17 protein-coding genes are annotated in these 24131 nt (G+C 49.4%); 5 read left to right on the forward strand and 12 right to left on the reverse strand.

Going from position 1 to position 24131, the window contains the following annotated elements:
• Positions 1 to 3: 3 nt before the first annotated feature.
• The 3 genes from spoVG to ACO4XG_RS06190 all read right to left on the reverse strand — a co-directional run bounded on the left by spoVG (position 4) and on the right by ACO4XG_RS06190 (position 2771).
• On the reverse strand, positions 4 to 306 hold the full coding sequence (gene spoVG / locus ACO4XG_RS06180) for a septation regulator SpoVG (protein WP_308509104.1): 303 nt from the start codon (positions 304 to 306) through the stop codon (positions 4 to 6).
• 72 nt (positions 307 to 378) lie between these two features.
• Positions 379 to 1500 carry a glucose-1-phosphate adenylyltransferase subunit GlgD gene (glgD, locus tag ACO4XG_RS06185; protein ID WP_308509103.1) on the reverse strand — a complete coding sequence of 374 codons (1122 nt, stop codon included), beginning with the start codon at positions 1498 to 1500 and terminating at the stop codon, positions 379 to 381.
• A complete protein-coding gene (locus tag ACO4XG_RS06190; protein WP_308509102.1) occupies positions 1497 to 2771 on the reverse strand; it encodes a glucose-1-phosphate adenylyltransferase in 1275 nt (424 codons plus the stop codon). Before ACO4XG_RS06190 ends, glgD begins: the two co-directional genes overlap by 4 nt.
• Positions 2772 to 3589: 818 nt before the next feature.
• Between ACO4XG_RS06190 and ACO4XG_RS06195 the strand changes: the two genes are divergently transcribed.
• The 4 genes from ACO4XG_RS06195 (at position 3590) to ACO4XG_RS06210 (ending at position 8355) form a co-directional block, all read left to right on the forward strand.
• Entirely contained in the window at positions 3590 to 3772 is a 183-nt protein-coding gene (locus tag ACO4XG_RS06195; protein ID WP_485129670.1) for a transposase-like zinc-binding domain-containing protein, read from the forward strand.
• Positions 3773 to 3998: 226 nt separating this feature from the next.
• Positions 3999 to 5390, forward strand: a complete 1392-nt coding sequence (gene asnS, locus ACO4XG_RS06200) for an asparagine--tRNA ligase (RefSeq protein ID WP_308509101.1) — start codon at positions 3999 to 4001, stop codon at positions 5388 to 5390.
• A 38-nt stretch (positions 5391 to 5428) separates the two neighbouring features.
• Positions 5429 to 6508, forward strand: a complete 1080-nt coding sequence (locus ACO4XG_RS06205) for a metallophosphoesterase family protein (protein ID WP_308509100.1) — start codon at positions 5429 to 5431, stop codon at positions 6506 to 6508.
• Positions 6505 to 8355: an ATP-binding protein gene (locus tag ACO4XG_RS06210; protein WP_308509099.1), complete on the forward strand. Its 1851-nt coding sequence runs from the start codon at positions 6505 to 6507 to the stop codon at positions 8353 to 8355. The genes ACO4XG_RS06205 and ACO4XG_RS06210 overlap by 4 nt, the downstream gene beginning before the upstream one ends.
• An 86-nt stretch (positions 8356 to 8441) precedes the next feature.
• On the opposite strand, the gene ACO4XG_RS06215 is transcribed toward ACO4XG_RS06210, so the two are convergent.
• From ACO4XG_RS06215 to ACO4XG_RS06240, 6 genes are all read right to left on the reverse strand, one after another.
• On the reverse strand, positions 8442 to 9260 hold the full coding sequence (locus ACO4XG_RS06215; protein ID WP_308509098.1) for a hypothetical protein: 819 nt from the start codon (positions 9258 to 9260) through the stop codon (positions 8442 to 8444).
• 78 nt (positions 9261 to 9338) lie between these two features.
• A complete protein-coding gene (locus ACO4XG_RS06220; protein ID WP_308509097.1) occupies positions 9339 to 10631 on the reverse strand; it encodes an RNA polymerase sigma factor in 1293 nt (430 codons plus the stop codon).
• Positions 10632 to 10640: 9 nt separating this feature from the next.
• Positions 10641 to 13073, reverse strand: coding sequence for a SpaA isopeptide-forming pilin-related protein (locus ACO4XG_RS06225; protein WP_308509096.1), 2433 nt, complete (start codon positions 13071 to 13073; stop codon positions 10641 to 10643).
• 223 nt (positions 13074 to 13296) lie between these two features.
• Positions 13297 to 13776, reverse strand: coding sequence for a DUF4446 family protein (locus tag ACO4XG_RS06230; protein ID WP_308509095.1), 480 nt, complete (start codon positions 13774 to 13776; stop codon positions 13297 to 13299).
• A 13-nt stretch (positions 13777 to 13789) separates the two neighbouring features.
• Positions 13790 to 14737: a ParB/RepB/Spo0J family partition protein gene (locus ACO4XG_RS06235; RefSeq protein ID WP_308509094.1), complete on the reverse strand. Its 948-nt coding sequence runs from the start codon at positions 14735 to 14737 to the stop codon at positions 13790 to 13792.
• A gap of 3 nt (positions 14738 to 14740) precedes the next feature.
• The gene (locus tag ACO4XG_RS06240) at positions 14741 to 15508 is read right to left on the reverse strand and encodes a ParA family protein (protein ID WP_308509093.1); all 768 of its coding nucleotides are present in this window, start codon (positions 15506 to 15508) and stop codon (positions 14741 to 14743) included.
• A 4221-nt stretch (positions 15509 to 19729) separates the two neighbouring features.
• Here ACO4XG_RS06240 and ACO4XG_RS06245 point away from each other — a divergent pair.
• Positions 19730 to 19939: a hypothetical protein gene (locus ACO4XG_RS06245; RefSeq protein WP_485129667.1), complete on the forward strand. Its 210-nt coding sequence runs from the start codon at positions 19730 to 19732 to the stop codon at positions 19937 to 19939.
• Positions 19940 to 20012: 73 nt separating this feature from the next.
• On the opposite strand, the gene rsmG is transcribed toward ACO4XG_RS06245, so the two are convergent.
• Genes rsmG through mnmE form a run of 3 tightly spaced genes read right to left on the reverse strand, consistent with a single transcriptional unit; the run spans position 20013 to position 24069 of the window.
• Entirely contained in the window at positions 20013 to 20789 is a 777-nt protein-coding gene (rsmG, locus tag ACO4XG_RS06250) for a 16S rRNA (guanine(527)-N(7))-methyltransferase RsmG (RefSeq protein WP_308509092.1), read from the reverse strand.
• Positions 20786 to 22696 carry a tRNA uridine-5-carboxymethylaminomethyl(34) synthesis enzyme MnmG gene (mnmG, locus tag ACO4XG_RS06255; RefSeq protein ID WP_308509091.1) on the reverse strand — a complete coding sequence of 637 codons (1911 nt, stop codon included), beginning with the start codon at positions 22694 to 22696 and terminating at the stop codon, positions 20786 to 20788. Before mnmG ends, rsmG begins: the two co-directional genes overlap by 4 nt.
• Positions 22697 to 22701: 5 nt before the next feature.
• The gene (gene mnmE / locus ACO4XG_RS06260; RefSeq protein ID WP_308509090.1) at positions 22702 to 24069 is read right to left on the reverse strand and encodes a tRNA uridine-5-carboxymethylaminomethyl(34) synthesis GTPase MnmE; all 1368 of its coding nucleotides are present in this window, start codon (positions 24067 to 24069) and stop codon (positions 22702 to 22704) included.
• Positions 24070 to 24131 lie beyond the last annotated feature (62 nt).

Consider the following 24131-nt stretch of genomic DNA (forward strand, 5'->3'; position numbering starts at 1 on the left):
GAATTAAATATCTCCGCTACCCACCATTTCCTCGACACTCTCAATCATGTCCTCCGGAAGCTCCTCATACTGCTCTAAAATCTTCCGCTGCATTCTGTCGCGCGTCGTCGAATTGATAGGATGCGCAATGTCTCTGTATCCGCCGTCTCTGGAAAGACGGCTCGGCATTGCAATAAATAGGCCCCGATCTCCCTGTATCACCTTGATGTCGTGAATCACAAACTCGTTGTCTAGTGTGATGGATGCCACTGCCTTCATAGATCCGACTTTCTGAATCTTTCTGATACGAACATCTGTAATCTGCATAGCGCCTCCTCCGATACAGCATGGATGTGGATGGCGATAGGGTGATCAACCCGGGCTCCCCTGACACTGAACTCAGATCACATACCGCTCATTCTTCTCAATAACGATCTTTACCTCCTCCGGTGTCCCGATATATCTCGTATTTGCCCGGAGCGTATCCCGACTCTCTACGATGCAATTTTCGATCACTGTGTCATTTCCAATGTAGACATCGTTCAAAATCACGGAATTGCGAATCACGCAATTTTGACCGACAAACACCTTCCGAAACAGCACGGAATTCTCAACCCGCCCGTTCAGAATACAACCGCTTGAAACGAGTGAATTTTTGACCTCCGCACCCGGATTGTACTTTGCGGGCGGTAAATCGTCAACCTTGGTATAAACCTCCGGATAGGTTCTGAAAAAATACTCCCGGATGTCCCGTCGCAGGAAATCCATATTCGTCTTGAAATACGACTCCACGCTTGCGATGTTGCTCCAATAGGAATCCAGTTTGTAGGCATAAATGCGTTTCAAATTCTTGTACCGCACCAGGATGTCACGAACAAAGTCATAGCGGTCTTCCGCTGCGCATTTCTCGATGAAATCAATCAGCTGCCTTCTGCGGACAATGTAGATGCCGCAGGAGATCATCTTGGATTCCGCAACCATGGGTTTCTCATCGAACTGCGTAATCCGGTTGTCTCCGTTCGTCTCCACGACGCCGAATCTCGTGAGATCTTCCAGCGCCGACGCCTCTTTGCAGACCACAGTGATGTCTGCTTTCTTCTCAATATGATACTCGAGCACCTTGCTATAATCCAGCTTGTACACACAGTCGCCCGAAGCAATGACCACATAGGGCTCATGACAATTCTTCAGGAACTTCAGGTTCTGGTAGAGAGCATCCGCCGTGCCGCGATACCAGTCATTCGATGTCGCCGTAATCGTCGGCGTAAAAACGAACAGACCTCCCTGTTTTCTGCCGAAATCCCACCATTTTGAGGAACTGAGGTGCTCATTCAGAGAGCGCGAGTTGTACTGCGTGAAGACAGCTACGCGCTGTATATGAGAATTCGACATGTTGCTCAAAACAAAATCAATGCTTCGGTAGCTTCCTGCAATCGGCATCGCTGCGATGGCTCTTTTGTCAGATAACTCCCTCATGCGCTTTGAATTTCCGCCCGCTAATACGATTCCAACCGCTCTCATCTCAAACCACCTGCCTTTATAATTGCGCCACCGCTTTCCAGTCTTCCGTCCGGATAATCCGCAGTGACCGTGTCGCCCCAGATTGCCGTGTTCTTTCCGATGCTCACATTGTCTGGAATCACCGTCTTTTCACCGACTGTCACCAGCTCTGAATTGTAGACGCGTCGGTCATAACTGCTCTCCCGGAATTCTCCCACCCCCAATTCGCTGTTCCTGCCGACAACAACTTGTTCCGCCAAAATTGACTTCGTAATCTTTGCCCCTGCGCCAATCACAGATTCGCGCATGATGATAGAGTCACGGACCACTGCGCCTTCTTCAATCACGACACCGGCGCCGATCACGGAGTGTCGCACTTCCCCGTAAATCTCGCAGCCCTCGCCAATGAGACTCGCCTCGATTTTTGCATGCTCACCGAGGTATTGCGGCGGAATAAAGTCGCTCTTCGTGAATATTCTCCAGTACTCCTCATAGAGGTTGAACTCCGGAACAATATCCACCAACTCCATATTGGCTTCCCAGTAAGAGGAGAGAGTCCCCACATCTTTCCAGTAGCCGTGAAATTCGTAGGCAAACAGGCGCTTTCCTTTGTCTCTGCAGTACGGAATCACATGCTTGCCAAAATCCAACTCCGGAACCTCTCGAAGTCGCAGCAGCGCTTCTTTCAAAACCGGCCAAGAGAAAATATAAATGCCCATAGATGCCAGATTGCTCTTGGGTTCTTTCGGTTTTTCTTCAAAATCAACAATCCGATTTGTTTCGTCCGTGATCATGACGCCAAAACGGCTGGCTTCTTCGATTGGCACAGGCATAACCGCCACAGTCAAATCCGCCCGGTTTGCCTTGTGAAAGTCGAGCATCACCTCGTAGTCCATCTTATAGATGTGGTCTCCGGAGAGAATCAGGACGTAATCCGGATGATACGAGTCGATATACTCGATGTTCTGGTAGATTGCATTGGCCGTGCCGGAATACCAGTCACTGCCTTTTGCACTCTCATAGGGCGCGAGCAGCGTCACGCCGCCGACCGCGCGATCCAGATCCCACGGAATTCCGATTCCGATATGCGCATTGAGACGCAGGGGCTGGTACTGGGTCAATACGCCCACTGTGTCCACGCCGGAATTGATGCAATTGCTCAGTGGGAAGTCAATGATACGATACTTCCCGCCGAAGGAAACCGCAGGTTTTGCAACCGTCTGAGTCAGGACGCCCAAACGGCTTCCCTGACCACCTGCCAGCAACATGGCAACCATTTCTTTTTTAATCACGCTCTCACCTCGCAGTCAAGTGTATTACTACTTTATGAACCTTTATTATGTAAACGTCAATGATGTAAGAATCTGAACCGGTCCGCTTGCCTCCTGAGGGTAGGCACAGCTCTGCTCCCAGACAGCTATGCCACCATAGATAGTCTGCTGCCAGTTTTAGTATATCATAGTTTTTGAAAACGTGTACAAAACATTGGCAAAATTCTGCATAGTTTTTGGGATTCTTCGCAGAATTTCACATTTCTTCTTTTGCCGTAACAGCCCGTCTTGGGCATATTTTCGTTGATTCCTTTGCCTTTCGATTCTTTTCTCCCAGTTAATGTATGATATTTATTTTTCTCTACCGTATCTCGTAGTTTCACTCATTTCCGTCTGCTCCCCCCGACAGGTTTCACACGTTATTTCGTTGCTCCTCCCGCCCTTTCTTCTCGGCTCATCTTCTGACTCGGCATCTTCCGTTTTTCATCTTACCCTGCTTTTTTTCGTAGTTTCCGCTGCTCTTACTCTTTATCCCACTTGCCACACCCGCTCTGCCGATCTTCCCTGTCTGCCCGAAAAATCGTTATCTTTCACAGCTGCACTTTCTGTATTTCAGATTTTGCGGTTTTTTCACGCCGCGGCAGTGTCCTGTCCCATCTGTTCCATCTATTCCGTCTATCCTTCTCTTTTCTCTCCTCGACCGCCGTACTGTTATAATGACGCTGTGATTTAGAGTTATAGGACAAAAAGAGTTGGCAAAAAGTGCTTCAAGCCCTTGCTATACAAGGCTTTTCGCTGCTTACATCTTCCTTGAAACAGTATGTTTGGAGGAAAAAGTCATGAAGCATGCTAGCTGTCTTTCTTGTGGTGGGCCTTGCATTAAATATGGGAATAATGAGTCCGGGATCCAACGGTGGCGCTGCAATGCCTGCTCGATGATTATTACACCCAAGTTTGATCATGCGGCAAAACAGCTACAAGCCACAGAAAAAGGTGGAGAATTCAATCTCTATGTGGGGTGATGCAATTGTATGGAGTGAACTCCATAGGACAACGCCCTACCCCGGACTCTGGAGCTAACACCAACTCTTTTTGTCCGCTTAGTCGTGATTTATACCTGTCGGAAAGGGCTCTTTTCCTCCCGCCTCTGCCTTTTATTTTGGGTCAAAGTGCGCTAGAATAGAAGAGTTATAAGCTCGGGTTCTCTCTGTTCCCGGCAATATCTTTGAGAGAAAGAGGAATAAGCGAATGAAGCTCACAACAGTCAAACAAATATGGGAAAATCGCGAAGCGTATTTAGATCGAGAAATCGAATTAGGCGGCTGGGTGCGCTCGAATCGCGATTCCAAGTCCTTCGGCTTTTTGACCGTCAGCGACGGCAGCTTTTTTGAGCCCCTGCAGGTTGTCTACCATGACAATCTGACAAATTTCCAGACCATCCGGAAAATCAATGTCGGCGCTGCCCTCATCATCCGCGGCACCCTCGTCGCAACGCCAGACGCAAAACAGCCTTTTGAGATTCAGGCAAGCGAGATCTCTGTCGAAGGTGATTCCGCACCGGACTACCCGCTCCAGAAGAAGCGCCATTCTCCGGAATTTTTGCGCACCATTTTACACCTGCGCCCCCGCACAAATCTGTTCCAAGCAGCCTTCCGCGTGCGCTCTGTCATTGCGTTTGCAATCCACCGCTTCTTCCAGGAGAGAAATTTCGTCTATGTCCACACGCCGCTCATCACTTCGAGCGATGCCGAGGGTGCCGGCGAAATGTTCCGCGTGACCACGCTCGACCCGAACGATATTCCGCGCACACCCGATGGCTTAGTTGACTACCGTGCGGACTTCTTCGGCAAGGAGACCAATCTCACGGTCAGCGGCCAGCTGGACGGTGAAGCATTTGCGCAGGCCTTCCGCGATATTTATACCTTCGGTCCGACTTTCCGCGCCGAAAACTCCAACACGACCCGCCATGCTGCGGAGTTCTGGATGATTGAGCCTGAAATCTCCTTCGCGGATTTGAATGACGCAATGGCGCTCGCAGAGGATATGCTGAAATATATTATCCGCTATGTGCTGGAACACGCGCCGGAAGAGATGGAATTCCTGAACCGCTTTGTCGACACAGGCCTGCTTGAGCGCCTGAACCATGTGCTGAACTCCGAATTCGGTCGCATCAGCTACACAGAGGCAGTCGATATTCTGATGCAACACAATGACAGCTTCGATTACAAAGTCTCCTGGGGAACGGATCTCCAGACCGAACACGAGCGCTTCCTGACTGAGCAGGTCTTCAAGCGTCCGCTTTTCGTTACCGATTACCCGAAGGATATCAAGGCTTTCTATATGAAGCTAAACCCCGACGGCAAGACGGTTGCGGCGATGGACTGCCTTGTCCCCGGTATCGGCGAGATTATCGGCGGCAGCCAGCGTGAAGATGACTACGATAAATTGCTTGCGCGCATACAGGAACTCCATATGGATGAAGAGAGTTACCGCTTCTACCTGGATCTCCGCAAATATGGCAGTAGCCGCCACGCCGGCTACGGCCTCGGCTTTGAGCGCTGCGTCATGTATCTGACCGGCATCCAGAACATCCGCGATGTCCTTCCCTTCCCCCGCACAGTTGGAAACTGTGAGCTGTAAGCCACAGTAATCTTTCCAAATTAACAAGGAGCTATCTCATGAAGTTTATTCACACAGGCGATCTCCACTACGGTATGAAACCGGATATCGGAAAACCTTGGAGTGCGGAACGGGCGCAGGCTGTCAAAGATGCGCTTGCTTCGATTGTCCGGGCTGCGCGCGATGAGAAAGTGGATCTCCTTTTGATTGCAGGTGATTTGTTTCATCATCAGCCGCTTGTGCGTGACTTAAAGGAGATCAGCTACCTGTTCGCCTCGATTCCGGATGTTGCCGTCGCTGTCATAGCGGGCAATCACGACCGCATTCGCGATAACTCCGCCGTGCTCTCCTTTCCCTGGCCGAAAAATGTTTACTATTTTACCGAGAGTTCGCTGAGTTCTGTCTACCTCCGACGCATCAACACCGAGGTCTACGGTTTTTCCTACCACACACGCGAAATCCGAGACAACCTGCTCGAAGGCGTGGAGGCCCCGGAAAACGGACGCATCCGCATTCTGCTCTGCCACGGCGGAGATGCGAAACATTTGCCGCTCGATGTCAAAGAGCTCTCGGAATCCGGTTTTTCCTACTGCGCGCTCGGACACATCCATAAGCCCGAAATCGCCGTCCCGGGTAAGGTCGCCTGGTGCGGTTCTCCCGAACCGCTCGACTTGACGGAGACCGGACCGCACGGTTACTTTCTCGGCGAGATTAACGACATCAGTCGCCAGATTACTTCTCTCGATTTCGTGCGACTTGCCAAGGTGCAATACACCTCGCTGATTGTACATGTGACGCCGGACTCCACCAATGCGGAACTCCTGATGACCTTGAGCGACGAGCTCGCACGGCGCGGCAGTCAGAATATTTATCGCCTGCAAATTAAGGGCCTCCGGGACCCGGATGTCGTATTTGATCTCGACACGCTGCGACAGCGCTTCCGCATTGCCGAGCTCTTCGATTACTCCGAACCCAAATATGATTTTTCACGCCTCTTCGCAGAGCACTCGTCGGATATGATCGGTTTCTTCATTCAGGAACTCGACAAACCCGATCTCAGCCTGCTCGACAAAAAGGCGCTCTACTACGGCGTCAGCGCCTTGCTGCATACGACAGAGGAAAGGGGACAAAAGACATGATTATCCGTGAACTCAACATACGCGGATTCGGTGCACTACAAAACCGGCGCTTTGTCTTTGGCGACCGCCTGAATATCCTCTACGGCGGAAATGAAGCCGGCAAATCGACCCTTCACCTCTTTCTCCGCGCCATGTTCTACGGACTCGAGCGGGCGCGCGGCCGTGCCGCCAAGACTGATACCTATGCGCTCTACGAGCCCTGGTTCGGTGACGGCGCCTACGGCGGCAGCCTCCGTTTCGAAGAGGGCGGTAAATTGTACCGCATCGAGCGGGACTTCCGGAAAAGTCCGACCGACCTCAGCATCATCGATGAGAGTGCGGGGCTGTCGATTGAAGATCCGGAAATCTTTCTCCGCACCTGCCTCTGCGGTCTCAGCCAGACCGCTTACATGAACACCGTCAGCATACGCCAACTCCGGAGTGCCACCGACGCGGGAATGACCCAGGAACTCAAAAACTACATCGCCAATATGAATGCGACCGGCGAGCACACGCTGAACATTGACCGCGCGACCGCCTATCTCCGCGACCAGCGCAAGGCCTTTGAGCAACGCCTGGTTCCGGATGCCGCAAAACACTACGCGGCGAATGTATCCGAAATCCGGAAACTGGAAGAACAGATTGCGGCGCCCGGTTACCGGAATACACTCCAGAGCCTGAGCGCCTCCAAGCAGGACAGTAAGACCGTCCAGGAGACTCTGCTCGGTGAAAAGGAAAAGCGCATCCGAGCACTCGCTGCCAAACGACAAATTCTGGAGGCACGCGGATTCCGAAACCGCCAGGATTTACTGGCCCTCCGAAGCTGGCTCAACGCATGGCAACAGGAGAGGGCTGCGCTCCGATCTAAGAGCAGCCTCCGTGCACAGCTGATTACGGCTTTTCTTTTGATCCCACTCGCCCTATTACTCTATTTCACCATGCGGCGTGTTGTGCCGGACAGTGCCAACAAATTGCAGGCGTTACTCTGCATCACGGCAGTCGGCTGTATTGCCCTCGGCCTCTGCCTGTTTTTTTCCGTCCTGTGCGGGAACCGACGTCGAATGCGGTCTAACCGCAATATACGTCAACTCATTCAGGCACATTTCCCGGAACTTCTCTTAGACAAAGAGCTTGCCCGCCGTCCGACCTCCTTGGCCAAAGCAGGGAGCGCAAAAATTGACGAGCTCCTTCTGGTGCAGGATGAAATACAGCGCAGCGAATCCGATGTCTATGACATTGAAGAAAAGCTGCGCCTCCTGAAAACCCGACAGGAAGAGACCGAGGCCTCCATGGCGAATCAACAAAAGAGCCAGTGGCTTCTCGAGCAACAGTTACAGCACCTCTCGAGTTTAAAAGACGAAACTGCGGCGCTGAAAAGTGTGGTCGCGGAAAATGATCGCCTGAATACAGAAATCGAGGCCATCAACATCGCCCTCGAGACTCTGGTCCGCCTTTCCGAGACCATCCACGATTCTTTCGGTCGCTATCTGAATCAATCGGCGTCACAGCTCATTTCCGGCATTACCGGCAATGTCTATGATTCTCTGTCTGTCGACCAGAATCTGAATGTGTTTCTAAACACTTCGCGAAAGCTGATTCCGCTCGAGCAGGCGGGCGCAGGTACCGTTGACCAGGTCTATTTCGCTCTCCGTCTTGCCGCAGCCGATTTACTGCAGTTCGGCAGCAATTCGCTCCCACTCTTCCTGGACGACAGCTTTGCAAACTATGATGATCAGCGCCTCCGCACGGTTCTCCACTGGATGTTGGAGACCTATGCTTCGCGGCAGATATTGCTCTTCACGCCGCGTCTCCGAGAAGCGCAACTGCTCACCGCTTCCATGCTGCCGTTCCATCTCGTGGAACTCTGATGCGGATAGCTTTCCTCGAATGATACAGAAAACCCGGCCCACGACTTTTGCGATTCCGCATATCGTGGGCCGGGTTTTCTTACTGCTTATTGCTCCGGTTTCTTATCCTCCGCAGTCTTTTCCTCCTTCTTCTCCGCTTTCCGCTCTTCGAAAGGTTTCCACTCCGGATTAAACTTCCGTTTTCCTTCCTCACGGTAGATCAGTAACTGTCGCAACAAGACCTTCAGTGCCCAGAGTGCCATACTGCAGACCAGAATTTCCATCACCGGAATTCCTCTTCCCGGCATACTCTTTCTGTCTTTCGCCTTCCCCGGAAGCAGACTTAGCTGTCCCACCGCCGGAGCTGCATTCCGCAGCGCGACCTGCTGATTCATTGCCGTATCGCTTCCTGTCTCCAACAGCACACTGCTCACAGCGGTTTGTTTTTTTTCTTCCATGCCGCTGAGCTGATAGCGTCGCCTCGTGATGTGCTGTTCCGTCCCGCACTGCAAGGTCGCCGTCACCTCAAGCATGCCCGTATAGTGTTTTCCTTCTTCCGCTGTCTGGCGTACACCTTTCGCTTGCAAAACATAATGCTCACCCGGTTTCACGGCACCGCTCCGCCAGTCAAACCGGCCGTCTGCCGTCAAAGCCTGTGTTTCTGTCACGGCACCCGCTCTCTGTCCTCTTGTGACAAAAGCTTCTGTATATTTCACCTTCTGTGCTCCGATTCCTTCCGGCAACCGAATTTGCAACTCCAATTCCGGGACTTCCGTCTCAGTCTGATTTTCTATCTCGCAGCGCACGGAAATATCCGTATTTCCGTCCATCAAAACTTCCGGTGAAATCTGCAACGTCTCCTCACTCTGGTTTTGCTCTGCCCGCACCGGAGCCGCCGCAACAAGCAGTATAGCTACAAGAAACATAAGAATCCCTATTCCTATACGAAGGACCCTTTCCGCAAGCTGACGCATGACTCTCCTCCCCTTATTCGCGGTTCTGTTTTAATATGACTCTCCTGTGAGTTCCTCTGTGACATCCGTCACATCCTCTGTAAATTGATTTTGCCGAAAGGCATAGACCGCCCGGTTGCCTGCCAAATCGCGCACCTGCACCTGTAGCGGAAACTGTGTCTTGGAAACCGCAATGCAACTCTGCTCTCTGTCGATTCGAACTGTCTCTGCACTGCCGTCTTCCCGCTGACAACACAGGGCATCCCAATCAATACTCGCACCCGTATCCTTAAAATACAGGTAGATCATGTCATCCTGTTCCCGATAACCTGCATAGTTCGGAGCTTCGCGATCAATATTGGAAATTTCCACGACTTGCTCAATCGTGTGATTTGCAATATCCTTTGCCGTAATGGTATAGGTTCCGTTGGCATCAATATGTGCCTCATACACTTTTCCCTGTCGGGTCAACGGAACCTCCTGTTTGCCGGAAAGAGTCACTTTTTCGATGGGTGCTCCGCTGTCAACGCGAAAACGCACCAACTGTTCATTGACATAGCGATTGGTATCCCGATATTGCAGAGAAGAAATCCGTATCCCGCGCAGTGCAACCGAACCGACCATCCCTACGGAGAGCAAAACCATTGCTGTCTTTCCCATGAATCCGACCGAGGCCGTTGCTACTTTTCCGCTCAAATTCCAGGACTCGAGCTGCGAAAGAAATGTATATAGCGTAAAAGGGCTGAAACAGTACAGCTTTGTGCCGAGTCTCTTTTTCATTTTCTTCTTGGCTTCGGCAAGACGGCTTTTAACGGTTCCGAGCGGCACATTCATAATGTCTGCGATCTCTGCCTCTCGAAGTCCCGCAAAAAACCGAAGCAACAGCGTGGCACGCAACGCCCAGGAGAGATGATCTGCCGCATCCATGATTACCTTGTTCTGCTCAGCCTGCTCAATCTGTCTTCCCTGATCCGAAAACTTTTCTGTATTAAAGTCCGACTCGAGCAGCGCATCCAGAGAAACCGTATTTTTTACTCCCGCATAGCGGGTTGAGACCATATAATCCAAAGTCTTGTGATATGCAATTCGATTGGACCAGCACTGAAAGCTCTCCGGATCCGTCAGTTCGCGGAGCTGATGAAAAATCTGCAAAAACACTTCCTGGGTGACATCCTCAGCTTCATGTCTGTCCCGAATCATCTTATAAATGATATAGTATATCGGTCCGTAGCAGAGCGAGTAAATCCCGTCAAATGCCCTTTTATCCCCTTTTTGATACGCTGCAATCAGCTCCGTTACACGTTGTTTGCGCTCGCGACTTGCCTTCTCCATCTTGTCCTTCATCCTGTCTCCTCAGTGCTGCCTTGCAACCATATGCAGCGCACGCAATAACATTGCCAGTGACCAAAGAATTGCCAGATGAAACCATACCCCTTGTTTTTCAGCTATTTCTCCTGTGTGCGGAAGTCGACGCAGTACCGTGCGCTGTGTTCGCTCTCCCGTGCCGGCCAGAACAAGTTGCCGTCCCGGCACATGTCCCTGTGTTTTTTTGACCTTACAACTTCTGATTTCTGCCCAGGGAAGATACATTAGCGTTGCCGTCTCTCTTTTTTCGGCCTGTATCTGCCTGTGCGCTTCGTCTGCTCTGCCGGGATGCGCATCCGCTTTTTGTACTTCCTGCCTTGCTTCCTGCGGTTTTACTTCTTCCCGCTTCACTTCCTGCTGTTTTGTCGGTTCCGCTTGCTCTTTCACTTCTTCCGTCGCGCGTTCGGTCCGTCGTAACCGTTCCGGCTGTCCCTCTCGCTTCTTTGCATTCGTGGCATCCTGTCCCCGCGAGAAGAATCTGTCAATCCCGACTGACATCTCCTTCCGATTCGTCACATCAAAATATGCGCTGTCACCGATACGCCGGAACGCCTGATACTCCGGCGTCCAACCTGCCGGAATGTCCACTTCTTCCACACTGATTTGTCCACCTGTATCGCCGCTGTCATTCAACAGTTCCGCATCTTCGCGAAATTCCTCTTCCCGCTCTGCATCTGTCATACTTGCGCGCCGTATGAGCCCGCGTCTCGCGTCGGCGGGTGTAGCCTGTAATAAGTTCCAGCTGACCTCCCAGCCATTTTCCGCATTGACCGCCTTAACAGTTCCGAGCACAGCGACCACTTCCCCGTTTCTGCGAAGCACCGGGCGAAAATATGCCTCTGACGGCGTGGCTGCACCTCGCCAGCTCTTTTTGACTACGATGCGGTGAATTTCCGAGTCCTCGGATCTCGAAAAGGTTGCGTTCACTTTCTGACAGCCCCCGTCATAGAATAAGGCCTCCTCCACGCGAATACGTCGACTGTCTCTTCGCAAGCCCTGCTCCTGTATTCTTCGATTGAGCACTTGCTTCGCTTCTGTCGGGTACGAATAACTTCCGAGCAGTGTCTCATCCTCATAGATTGAAACTCTGCTTCCCGGAAGGAGCCCATATCCCTCTTTGTACGGCAACTCTCCTTTCAGAAGCTCCACATATCCCCGGTCGGATAAAAACCCATCACAATTCAGTGCCTCTGCCTGCTGCAAAACAGCTGTATCCTCTTCCGTCTCGATTCCTTGCATTTCGCCGCGATTGAGAAAACGGATATTTTTCATATCTCCTGTCAGCACGTACCTTTTCGGAAGGCCTGAACACTGCGCCTCTTTTTCCGGAATCTCGGCGCCTTGACGGGCATCCCGTATGACAACTTGGAAACTTCTCCGGCGCGCTTCGTATCCCGGCTTCCGATTCCGCTGCTCTATCCGATACGTACCGGCTTCCAAATTCGCAATGTAAATCCTACCCGTCACATCCGTTATATAGTCCGCACCGCCGTCTGCGTTGCGGATCTCTCTGCCGCTGTCCACTTGCCATATGCGGTAGCAAATACCCGGAAGCGGCTCTCCTTCTTCTGTCGTAGCTGTCAGTTCTATGCTCCCCAGCGTTTTCTCGTATATCCCGTCCTCAAATTCTCGCATAAACCTGACATCCAGCGGCATGGACCACTGTAGCTGTAACTGTGCTTCCGTACCTTCACGCTGCAGGTATCGCGCTGTCATGGAAAACGATACGGGATACGCCTGTTCTATACTGTGTAAACTCTCTGCTTCTTCGCGATTCCGGAAAGCAACTGCCTTCTCGGTCGGCCGACCACCGGGTTCCTCAAAATAGTGCAGCAGCAACCGTCTCTCTGCCTCATCATTCCGGTAAGAAAGCGAAACAGGTATGGTGATCTTTTCATCCAGGCGATAACAGCCTGCGGTAAATCCGATCAACTGTTCCGGCACCCGACAGATGGGGTTCCCTGTCAGCACAATTTCCGTCGCCGCAAAATAATTCGCTTGCTCCTCTATGCTCATATCCCGTTTCAGCGGGCTCAAGTCCTGAATCTGATTGTCCGAGAGGTCGATTCGCGTCGCATGCCGTAGCAGCCATATTCCGCTGATATCTCTGATTTCTCTGCCCTGTGCGTCAATTTCTGCCTGCGCTGTGCGTGCACCGTACTCCAGCAGGATCTTCTCCGTGCTGTCACCCGGCGATATCGAATAACTGCCATCGGCGATGTGGGCAGAGATACTATCGAATATAGCCTCCGCAAAAGCTGTGTCCCGCACGCCGGCCTGTTGAATGCTCTCGACCGAAAAACCGTGTACGCCACCGGCCGCCCATGCCGTGTGCTGCCATATCGGCCATTGCCACAAGACCATGAAGATTACCGCAAGATAAGGAATCCCTCTGCGCATATACTTCTTTGCCGTTTCCATATCATGTTCCCTCCACAAGTACGCTGTCTTTTTCGATGCAACTTCTCTCCACTTATATAAGGACGGTAAAAAGCAGTAAAAGGTTCATTTTTTTTACAAAAAAAACAGCGGAATTTTTCAATCACGCTGTTCGACATTCGCAGCAGAACTATGTATGATAGTACCATAGTTCTGCTATTTTTCTGCACAGAAAGTAGCAAAAATTTCTTTCAATTCTCTTAAGTTACGCTTCCGTATAACCAAGCGCGCGCTCTAAAGCATCTTTTTCTTCCGCACCGAGCAACACTTCCGTCTGGCCGCAGTCTACAGTCTTGATGTAAAGATAACAGCCTTCCCGCGAATGTACCGTATTCAGAATAAAACCCGAGTTTGTATAATCCAAAAGGGCAAGCGCAAAGCTCATCTTACCCCCCATATCCTTGAACGCATTGTAGCGCACAATGCCGACCTTCTGATAGGATGCTCTCTGGTTTTTATTCAGGACACGGATTGCCTCCTTGTTTACCTGATCTTCCGCCCGCAACTGCCGCAGAGATTCTTCCAAGTCAAAAATCATATCTTCCATGCTCTCCGCATCTTTCCCGCGCATAAAGAAGTCATACGATCGCTTGACCTTCGTATACTTGCTCAGTAAAAACAACACAAGAATCAGCATGATTGCGTCAAAAGCAATCAGTGCCCCCAATAGAATTGTGGTATGCATGACTCACGCCCCCTCACTTATTTTCTACGGAGCGCAAGAGATCCATGATGCGCTCCAACTCAGCTGTCGAATAGTAGTCAATCTCTACCCGCCCCTTATTGTTATCACGGCGGTTGATGTGAACCTTCGTACCAAGTATGCTTCGCATCTTGTCCTCATAGTTCTGATAGTACAGACTCAAATCCGCTGTCTCCACCACAACTTCTTTCCGTTCTTTGCGTTTCTTTTTCGCCTGTTTGACAAGCTTTTCCACCTCGCGGACACTGAGCATCTCTTTGACGATTCTCTCCGCAAGCGCATCCTGGTCATCCTCATCTTCGACAGCGAGCAGTGCTCTTGCATGCCCGGAGGAAATTTTTCCCTCCATCAGCAGTTCTCTGGCCCCTTCTGCAAGTTTCAACAGACGGAGCGCATTCGTAATGGTCGTGCGACTCTTACTGACCTTGTCCGCCACCTCTTCCTGTGTCAGACCATAGTCCCGAATCAGCATCTGATATGCCATTGCCTCTTCAATCGGATTCAAATCCGCGCGCTGCACATTTTCGATGATGGAAATTTCCGCCACCTGCTGCGAACTGTAATCTCTGACCAGCACAGGAATTTCCTTGAGTCCGGCTGCCTGCGCGGCCCGATATCTTCGCTCGCCGGCAATAATCCGATAGCCCCCCAGCTTTTCATCTCTCTGTACCAGCAGCGGCTGCAAGATACCAAAGTGGCGGACCGAGTCCGTCAATTCCTGCAGTGCCTCCGGCTCAAAGTGCTTGCGCGGCTGATCCGGATTTCCGTGTACTTCTTCAATCCGCAGCAGCATCTCCTTATCTTTCGCAGCTTCGCTCTCGCCCGCAGTATGATTCTCTTCCTGAACCGCACTCTCCTCCGATCTGTCCTCGAGATGCTCCATTCCTCCCATCAGATCGCTGAGTCCCTTCCCCAATCTTCGCTTCTTACTCACAGCACACATAACTTAATCTGCCTCTCTCGTCAAAATTTCTGCCGCCAACTTCCGATAATTTTCCGCTCCCTTGGAGCGCGGGTCATATTCTGTCACCGGCATACCGTAACTGGGTGCTTCCGCCACCCGTACATTTCGCGCAATCACCGTGTCATAGATATACTCTTTCAGCACATCTTTCACACTGTCAACAACCTGCTGTGACAAATTATTTCTGGCATCATACATCGTAAAAACGATTCCGTTGATGCGAAGCGCAGGATTCAACTTCATCTGTAAGAGTTTAATACTGCGGAGCATCTGATTTAAACCTTCCATCGCATAGTACTCGCACTGAATGGGGATGATAACATCGGTTGCGGCTGTCATCGCATTGACCGTCAATAGACTCAAGGACGGCGGGCAGTCGATAAAAATGTAATCATATTGCTCCACCACAGGCTCGAGATAATGTTTTAAGACATACTCCCGGTTCCGCTTGTCGAGCAACTCCAGTTCCAGGCCCGAAAGATTGACATTCGAGGTGAGTACATCCAGGTTTTCCGAATATGTTTTATGTACAGCCTCTTCAAAAGTGCATTGCTCCATCAGAAGCTCATAAATCGTATTTTCTTCCTTTTTCTTCTCAATACCCAGTCCGCTTGACAAATTCCCCTGCGGATCGAAATCGACCGCCAATACGCGCATTCCGGCTTCCGCAAAAGCCGCCGCCAAATTAACGACAGTTGTTGTTTTTCCAACTCCGCCCTTCTGATTTGCCAATGCAATGATCTTTTTCATGCCCCCACCGTGCGCCTCTCTATTCGTTCATTTCCGCTTTTTTATATCATAACATAATTTTTATTCCTTCGAAATATTATCTGCGGAGAAACAGCCTTTTCCCTTGCATTTTACATGAAACAAGAAACTATTCCCGGATTTCTCAGGCCTTCTCTTTCGTTATATCAAAATCGAACAGGCGATAATTCTTGTCTGCATAGCCGTATATCATATGTCTGTACAACTCTTCCTCTCAAGAGCTCTATACACTGTTATACCACCGATCTTTTCATCGAAAGCATTTTCCCTTTCATCGCCGTCCATTCCCGTATTCTTGTATTCTAATCGTGACACCTAGGCTCTGTTTTAACAGCTTCATTTTCTTGTTTTCTCCGATTCTGTGAGAAATATTTCTTTCGGAATAAATACTTCCGAAAATCGCTATGAGTATGCTCAGAACATTCTTATTTGAGCAAAATCATTTACACCCTGTTTCCCGGAACTCCCTCATTTCGTTTCACATGGAACATCAAAGTAAGCACCGGCAAAAAGCAATTTTTCAGAATCCTGATCACTGCGATTATCGGCTTATTCTGTTTCACTGCTTTTGGAATTCATTTCGGCGAGCCCCTATAAGAATCGTTTCAAATGATTCTTATAGAGGCAGAAGATTACCCTCTCCTTTTCTTAGCAGTCATCCGTTTCATGTGAAACATCAAAGCAATCGTCATAGGATTTAACATAGCAGTATCAATATCGTGGACCTCTGAAGTAAACGACCAAAGCTGCAGTATCGGCTACGAAGTAATGTAAAAACTCCTCTAAATCAGCTCCCGGCGCTCTTGGTTGAGCAAAAACATTTACTTCCCGATCTCCGGAAACCCATCCCTTTGTTTGACATGAAATGTCAGAAGAAAGTAGCTTCTCAGGGTTATGAATGGCTGAGAGGAGGATGAATTTCTCCGAAGATTTTTGCGAAATCAATTTTTAAAAGTACTATCGCTAGGCATCTGTTTATACTGCACTTATTTGAGTAAGATATATTGCCTTTCGGAAAAGCTATAATTTGTTCCACGTGAAACATTGAAATAACAACGAGCAAGTTGATGTACAAAGAACGTTAACTCTCTACTGGAAATATCCTTCTTTCTCAAGGCACATCCTCAATGTTTCCTGTAATCGGCCAACGAAGCAGCCAATACCGGCACAACTTAACTCCAAAGAGTAGCCCTAAAATTCTATCCATTTCTGTTCCTGGTTGTAACTGAACAGATATTATGACAATCCGCAAAACATGTTCTGGCAAGGTTCGGTTTCAAGTCAGCTCTGCAGACGCACTCAGGTCACAAGTAATCCGAAATCATTCGAGATGACAGCTGTGCATCATTCACATAATACTAAAATATCTGATTGCCGACCATCTATGCTTAGAATTATGATTTGATCTCAGATTTGCCTTCCGGACCTGATCCGTACATTGAATATCTGATTATGACTTCTAATTTTTGATATGGCATCCGAAATCAGTTTCGATATTGCAGCTACAAATGAATCAACTTTACCGCCTTTGGCTCCTTAACGAATCGATTCACTTACAAGCATCCGGATCCGATTCATATTAGCGACTATATGTTTCACGTGAAACCTTTGTTTAACTTGTCAGAATTGTATCCCGCAAATGTACGTGCAATCGCAGGTCTTAGCTAATTCACAACCATATGAGTTCGATAGAAATTAGCTGCAATATGTTCCACGTGAAACATCTGTTTCTATTTAACAGTCCCGGTCGCTATGTATGTACAGATATTCGTAAGGGTTCTGTGGCACTTCGAACATGAGTACCTATACTGTTTTCCCCGTAGCACAGTTCTCTCCATAACTCTACTCAGTCCATTTCGAATCCTAATGAGACGATTGACGTTCGCCGCAATATGTTTCACGTGAAACATCTATTTCTATTTATAGTCCCGGTCGCTATGTATTACAGGTATTCGTAAGGGTTCCGTGACACTTCGAACATGAGTACATATACTGTTTTGCAGAGCACAGTTCTCTCCATAACTCAACTCAGCCCATTTCGAATCCTAATGAGACGACTGACATTCGCCGCAATATGTTTCACGTGAAACATCTGTTTCTATTTAACAGTCCCGGTCGCTATGTATTACAGGTATTCGTAAGGGTTCCGTGACACTTCGAACATGAGTACCTATACTGTTTTCCACGCAGCACAGTTCTCTCCATAACTTAACTCAGCCAATTTCGAATCCTAATGAGACGAATTACATTCGTCTCGAGATGTTTCACGTGAAACATCTAATTTCATCTAACAGTGCCAGTTGCTACAAAAGGACAGGTACTCGCACAGCTTCCGTGACATTTCGAACATGAATGCCTCTACTGATCACACTGTAGTCCGACTCTTTAGCCTAACTCTTTATACCAACAAGCTAGTTCATTTATTCTCCTCTGAGTTCGATCCGTTTTGGCGGCAAGAGGTTCCCTGTGGAACATCTGATTCTATTTCTATTTGACAGCATCACGTCTCAGCAAATACACGGACAATCACAGGTATTCCCTGATACTTCGATATGGCCGAATTCAATGATTTTACTGTAGCAGCTCGGCACAAAGCGACTCAACTCGTTTACAATTAACTATCCTGAGACAATCGCTATTCGTGGCAATTTGCTTCAGATGGAACACCTGATTCTATTTGACAGCGTCATATCTCAGCACACTTACGGACAATCACAGCCGGTGATTCCGTAGCACTGCGGATATGATTGACTGCATAGACTACGCCATAGTCTGACTCTCTGCATCAATCACTTAGCTCATTCGTGACCTCATCTGAGTCCGACTGAAATTGACATCAATCTGTTCCACGTGAAACACCTATTTCTATTTAACAGGCTCCGTTGCTATGAATGTACAGATACTCGCACGGATTTCTTGCATCTCGAATATGACTGAATCAAATGTCTTCACACTGCAGTACGGATCTCTGCACAAACCGACCCAACTCATTTACAAATATCTCGAGACCATCGATATTGTCGGCAACATGTTTCATGTGAAACATCTATCTCAGTTTGACCGGAAAATATCAATACAAGTGTGCAAGCAATCGCAGCTATCCCGGCACTCCTGATAAAGCTTAAACTTCCTAATCCGATATTCGTGGCGATATGTTTCACGTGAAACGTATCGCTTATTCGACAGAGCCATATCCGGAAAATGTGCGGACCATTTCGGGAATCGCATACTACAGTGAAAATCCCTGTAGTGACAAGCTATTTTACTTAAAACATCTGCTTTCTCTGACGGATTCATATTGTGAAAAATTTGCCGAGCCGCCACAGAACCTTCGTATGACTAGGTAAAGACTGCTGAAGTGCGAGATTGTATATGAAACATCTGCTTCCGTTCGGATGAACCCTTCCACGTGAACTATGAAACTAGGTGCAGAAATTCCTTGGAGCCGTATACGACTATACGCTGACCTATATTCGCTTAGCGCTCGGCATCAATCGTTTAACTTATTTGTAAGTATCTAAGCCAAGTTAAATTTTCGGCAAGCGCTTTCACATAGAACACAGTTGATTCCTTTCACAAATTTTTCACGCGAAAGTTCCGAACAACCGTAATCATTCTGCGGAAACCTGAACACAGCTAAATGCTACGAAGAAATTTCATGTGAAACATCTGATTTCTTTCAACGGAAATATCACGACAAGTATTCCCGCAGAGATGCTGAAACTTCTTAATTCGGGAAAATGCACGGTGATCGCTTCTCCATGATATGATCCGACTCCCTGCATCATTCTTCCTGCATAAATTGGCTTCGCTAATTTGCAAGCACCTAAAACCAAACAGTATTGCCTATGATTGCTTTCATGTGAAATATTTGATCCTCTTTGATATTCTCGGACCTCAGCAAAAATCCTGCAAAATTGGTGCCAGAATGACCTGCAACTGTCTAATTCTATCGAATTCTAATCATTGTTTCACATGAAACATATATGCCGCCGTTTCGGCTTGCACAAATTTCGGATTGTCGCCCGACATGTTCTCAGACACGAAAGTGTTGCACTGATTCTCGTGAGCCGCTTGCCAAGACATCGTGAGCCGCTTTGCCAAGACAGCAAGCATTGCTCCGAATGATCCGATACACAGAAGTAAGGCGAAGATGTTCCCGAAACTTATGCCGACTCGTTTCGATTAAGGAGGTATGCTTCCATGAATGATAACAAGGAGTCAACAGCAAACCGATCCTTTGCGGTAGAAGATGAACTTCGGTACAAGCAGCTAAGATATCAAATTATTCGCAACATTCCTCGAAAGATAAATTTAACTGATTACCGGCATTTTCATTCGCTTTTATTGCTGTTACCGGAAAAAGCTTATACAAGAAGTATGTTTCACGTGAAACATATTCCGAGAACTTGATTTGCTCTGTTGTGACATATCCTTATTCAAAAAGAGCTGAGTCTCACATCGGAGACTCAGTTCTTTTACACACTCAGGATTTCCGTGACGAATTGGACAGCGGCTCTTTGGATGGCATGCCTGCCTTTCTCGGATACATAGCAGGCGTTTCACGGCATTTGCGAATTACTACCAGACTGCGGTCTCCGGCATCCTCCGGCAAAGAAAATGAAATGACCTGCTCCGGCTCACCGCCAAGCTTCCGGATAGCGTACTTCGCATCCGACAATTCCTCTGCAATATCACCTGCCTTATAGGCAATCATCCGACCACCTATTTTTACAAACGGAAGACAAAACTCGGAAAGAACAGAGAGGCGTGCCACGGCTCTGGAAGTACAATACTCGTATGTTTCACGTTGCTTCGCCTGACGAGCCAAATCTTCAGCTCGCGCATGAATTGCTACGGTATGCTGACTCAGCCCGAGTTTTTCGATTTCATCTGTCAAGTAAACGACTCTTTTATTTAAACTGTCCATTAGTGTTAGCTGTAAGGCCGGAAACGCAATTGCGAGCGGAATGCCAGGAAAGCCCGCTCCGCTCCCCAGATCCAGCAGCTTCGCGTGTTCTGCGGGGAAGTCCGCGAGAAGGCTGGCAGGTGCAAGGCTATCCAGATAATGTTTCACAATCACTTCCCGCGGCTCTGTAATTCCGGTCAGATTCATGACCTTGTTCTTTTCCAGCATATCTTCATAGAAGATTGCGAACTGTTCCATCTGTCCGTCCGAAAAAGACAACTTTTCTGTGCCGGAAAATCCTTCCAGAGCTGTCCGCATATTACGGACAAACCATACTCTTTCTTCCTGTGTCATTTGCCGCCCTCCTTCCGGGACTGATGTACCTCCAACCATACCAGCAAGACCGAAATATCCGCCGGAGATACCCCTGAGATTCGTGAAGCCTGGCCGATGGATCGCGGCTTCAATGTGTTCAGTTTCTGAACAGCTTCGAGGCGAAGACTTCCGACCGCCTCGTAATTCAGATCTTCGGGCAACAGTTTATGTTCCAGGCGCTTGAACTGCTTTACCTGCTGTTCCTGGCGACGAATATAGCCCTCATATTTGAGCTCGATATTCACCTGTTCCGTCACATCCCGTGGCAAGGTTTCTCGCTCCGGATCAAGCGGCGCAATCAAATCATAATTGAGTTCCGGGCGCTTGATAAGCTCTGCAAGAGAAATTCCTGTCTTCAACGGTGTCGACTGCAATGCTGTCAAAATCTCGGCATTTTGGGAACTTGCACCGATATGAGTCTTTGTCAGACGTTTTTTTTCCGATGCGATTGCAGCGCGCTTTGCCCGCAATCTGGAAATTTTTTCCTCACTGACCAAGCCCAGCGCATATCCCCGCTCCGATAATCTCAAATCCGCATTGTCCTGGCGCAAAAGCAATCTGTATTCCGCGCGAGAAGTCATCATTCGATAGGGCTCGTGACTCTCCTTGGTCACCAGGTCATCAATCAAAACCCCAATGTATGCTTCTGCTCGTGTTAAAAGAAACGGCTCTTTCCCAAGTACCTTCTGTGCCGCATTGATGCCTGCCATCAATCCCTGTGCAGCTGCCTCTTCATATCCCGAACTTCCGTTCAGCTGTCCTGCCGCAAATAACCCCGGAATTTTCTTGAACTCCAGCGCTGCCGTCAACTGTCTGGCATCAATACAGTCATACTCAATCGCGTACGCATTGCGGACAATGACTGCATGCTCAAGCCCCGGCGTCGCATGAATGACCGCATACTGTACATCCTCCGGGAGAGAAGAGGACATGCCGCCAAGGTACATCTCATCGGTATAAAGTCCCTCAGGTTCCACAAAGATCTGATGCCCCTCTTTGTCCGGGAACTTCATGACCTTATCCTCAATCGAGGGGCAGTAGCGCGGCCCCGTTCCGTGGATATTACCGTTGTAGAGCGGAGAGCGCGAGATATTTTCCTGAATCAGACGCTTGACCTCCGCACCTGTGTGTGTGAGCCAGCAACTCACCTGCTCACGCTGTACCACTTCCGGATCCGTATCAAAGGAGAAGGGGACAACCGGAACATCCCCTTTCTGTTCCTCCATTTTGGAGTAGTCCACGGTTTTACCGTCCACCCGTGCAGGTGTTCCGGTCTTAAACCGCCTCATTTCAATGCCAAGCGACAGGAGAGAGCCCGTGAGATGGGTGGCTGCCTTCAGTCCGTTGGGGCCGGTTGCCTCGCTCACTTCGCCGAACACACAGCGTGCATTGAGATAAACTCCTGTCGCCAATACCACAGCCCCACCGTAATAGCAACTGCCGGAGACCGTTTTTACACCGATGCAACGCTTTTTCCCCAGGTTATCCACAGCATTCTCTGTTAAAATTGTGGATATCTCAGCCTGGCGAATGGTAATGCGTGGATTTTGTTCCAATACCCGTCGCATCTCCCCGATATACGCCTGCTTATCCGCCTGCGCGCGCAGCGAGTGGACAGCAGGCCCCTTAGATTCATTCAGCATACGAGACTGAATAAACGTTTTATCGATTACATGTCCCATCTCTCCGCCGAGCGCATCCAGTTCCCGCACCAGATGTCCCTTGGACGTTCCACCTATATTCGGATTACAGGGCATCAATGCAATCGAGTCCACACTCACGGTAAATATAATCGTTGTGAGCCCCAGTCGCGCCGCAGCGAGCGCTGCCTCACAGCCGGCATGTCCCGCACCGACCACAATCACGTCATATCTTTCTTCTATCATTCCGTTTACTTTCCTGTGCAAAACTTTTCAAAAATGCGATTGACCACGTCGTCTTCCACACTGTCTCCGGTCACAGTACCCAGTGCGCGATATGCCGCCGCCAGATCAATCGAAAAGAAATCCTCCGGCATCCCTGCCGCAATCGAAGCTTCCACATTGCGCAGGCTTTCCTTTGCCTCCGTCAGGGCCTCCTTGTGACGCGCATTAATCGCGAGTTCCTCACTCTGATTGTCAAACTCACCGCCGAAGAAAAGTGCAGTCACTGCCCGCTCCAATTCCTCCAGACCGTCTCCGCGCCGCGCCGAGAATGAGAGGACGGTTGCGGCACTGCAGTTCTGTATTTCTTCTTTTGAAATCTGTTGTGATACATCAGCTTTATTCAGCAAAACAATGGTGTGCTGCGCTGTGGCATAGGAGAGAAGCGCTCGTTCCTCCTCACAGAGCGGCTTGGATGCATCCAGTACAAGAAGAATTAGAGCTGCGGCTGCAGCTGCCTGTTTTGCACGCGCCACGCCTATCTGTTCGATTCTGTCTTCACTCTCCCGAATTCCCGCGGTGTCCGATAACACGAGTGTAAGTTCTCCGAGTCTGACCTGTTCTGTCAGGATATCCCTCGTTGTGCCGGCGATCTCGGTCACAATTGCAGACTCCTCCTGTGTCAGCAAATTCATCAGCGAGGATTTCCCGGCATTGGGCAGGCCCAAAATGACGGTCGGAATTCCTGCTCTCCAGAGTTTTCCGTTATCTGCCATCCGGAGCAACTCTTCGAGTGACTGTATAAAGCCATGAATTCGCTCTTCAAGCTTGTGCGGATACCCCGTTAAATCATAATTTTCGGGATCATCCAGCGCAGCTTCAATCCAAGCAAGCTCATCCAAAATACCCGTCCGGAGCACATGGATTTTTTCCGACAATCTACCGTCCAGCTGATTGACCGCAGCCCGCAGCGCATGGGAATTCTTTGCCTGAATCAGATCCATGACGGCCTCCGCCTGACTCAGATCCATGCGTCCGTTCAGGAATGCCCGTTTTGAAAATTCTCCCGGTTCTGCCATTCTGGCACCGGCCGAAAGCACAGCACTTAAAACAGCCTGCAACAGATAAAGACCGCCGTGACAATTGATTTCTACGCTGTCCTCCGCCGTGAAACTGTGCGGCGCGCGAAAGACTGTCACCAATACTTCATCCAGGATGAGCGACTGCTCCTTTACATGTCGGTAATGCACTGTATACCCTGCCGCCCCCGAAACAGGACGATCTAAGATACAATCGGCAATCCGGAGTGCTTCCGTACCGCTGATTCTCACAATCCCGATGCCTCCCTCCCCCAGTGCGGTCGCAATCGCTGCAATGGTATCCCGTTCTTCTCGCAAACTTTTCTCCTCTCCATCCGGAAAATGAAAAGCTGTCAGCAACTTTTCTGCCGACAGCTCCT

The sequence above is a fragment of the Stomatobaculum sp. genome, from assembly GCF_057248925.1.

Bases quoted from the DNA above. Each gene is read 5' to 3' on its own strand.
- spoVG (WP_308509104.1), bottom strand. From the start codon at position 306: ATGCAGATTACAGATGTTCGTATCAGAAAGATTCAGAAAGTCGGATCT.
- rsmG (WP_308509092.1), bottom strand. From the start codon at position 20,789: ATGACACAGGAAGAAAGAGTATGGTTTGTCCGTAATATGCGGACAGCT.
- asnS (WP_308509101.1), top strand. From the start codon at position 3,999: ATGAAGCTCACAACAGTCAAACAAATATGGGAAAATCGCGAAGCGTAT.
- ACO4XG_RS06195 (WP_485129670.1), top strand. From the start codon at position 3,590: ATGAAGCATGCTAGCTGTCTTTCTTGTGGTGGGCCTTGCATTAAATAT.
- glgD (WP_308509103.1), bottom strand. From the start codon at position 1,500: ATGAGAGCGGTTGGAATCGTATTAGCGGGCGGAAATTCAAAGCGCATG.
- mnmG (WP_308509091.1), bottom strand. From the start codon at position 22,696: ATGATAGAAGAAAGATATGACGTGATTGTGGTCGGTGCGGGACATGCC.
- ACO4XG_RS06225 (WP_308509096.1), bottom strand. From the start codon at position 13,073: ATGGAAACGGCAAAGAAGTATATGCGCAGAGGGATTCCTTATCTTGCG.
- ACO4XG_RS06220 (WP_308509097.1), bottom strand. From the start codon at position 10,631: ATGAAGGACAAGATGGAGAAGGCAAGTCGCGAGCGCAAACAACGTGTA.
- ACO4XG_RS06245 (WP_485129667.1), top strand. From the start codon at position 19,730: ATGAATGATAACAAGGAGTCAACAGCAAACCGATCCTTTGCGGTAGAA.
- ACO4XG_RS06230 (WP_308509095.1), bottom strand. From the start codon at position 13,776: ATGCATACCACAATTCTATTGGGGGCACTGATTGCTTTTGACGCAATC.
- ACO4XG_RS06235 (WP_308509094.1), bottom strand. From the start codon at position 14,737: ATGTGTGCTGTGAGTAAGAAGCGAAGATTGGGGAAGGGACTCAGCGAT.
- ACO4XG_RS06240 (WP_308509093.1), bottom strand. From the start codon at position 15,508: ATGAAAAAGATCATTGCATTGGCAAATCAGAAGGGCGGAGTTGGAAAA.
- ACO4XG_RS06205 (WP_308509100.1), top strand. From the start codon at position 5,429: ATGAAGTTTATTCACACAGGCGATCTCCACTACGGTATGAAACCGGAT.
- ACO4XG_RS06210 (WP_308509099.1), top strand. From the start codon at position 6,505: ATGATTATCCGTGAACTCAACATACGCGGATTCGGTGCACTACAAAAC.
- ACO4XG_RS06215 (WP_308509098.1), bottom strand. From the start codon at position 9,260: ATGTTTCTTGTAGCTATACTGCTTGTTGCGGCGGCTCCGGTGCGGGCA.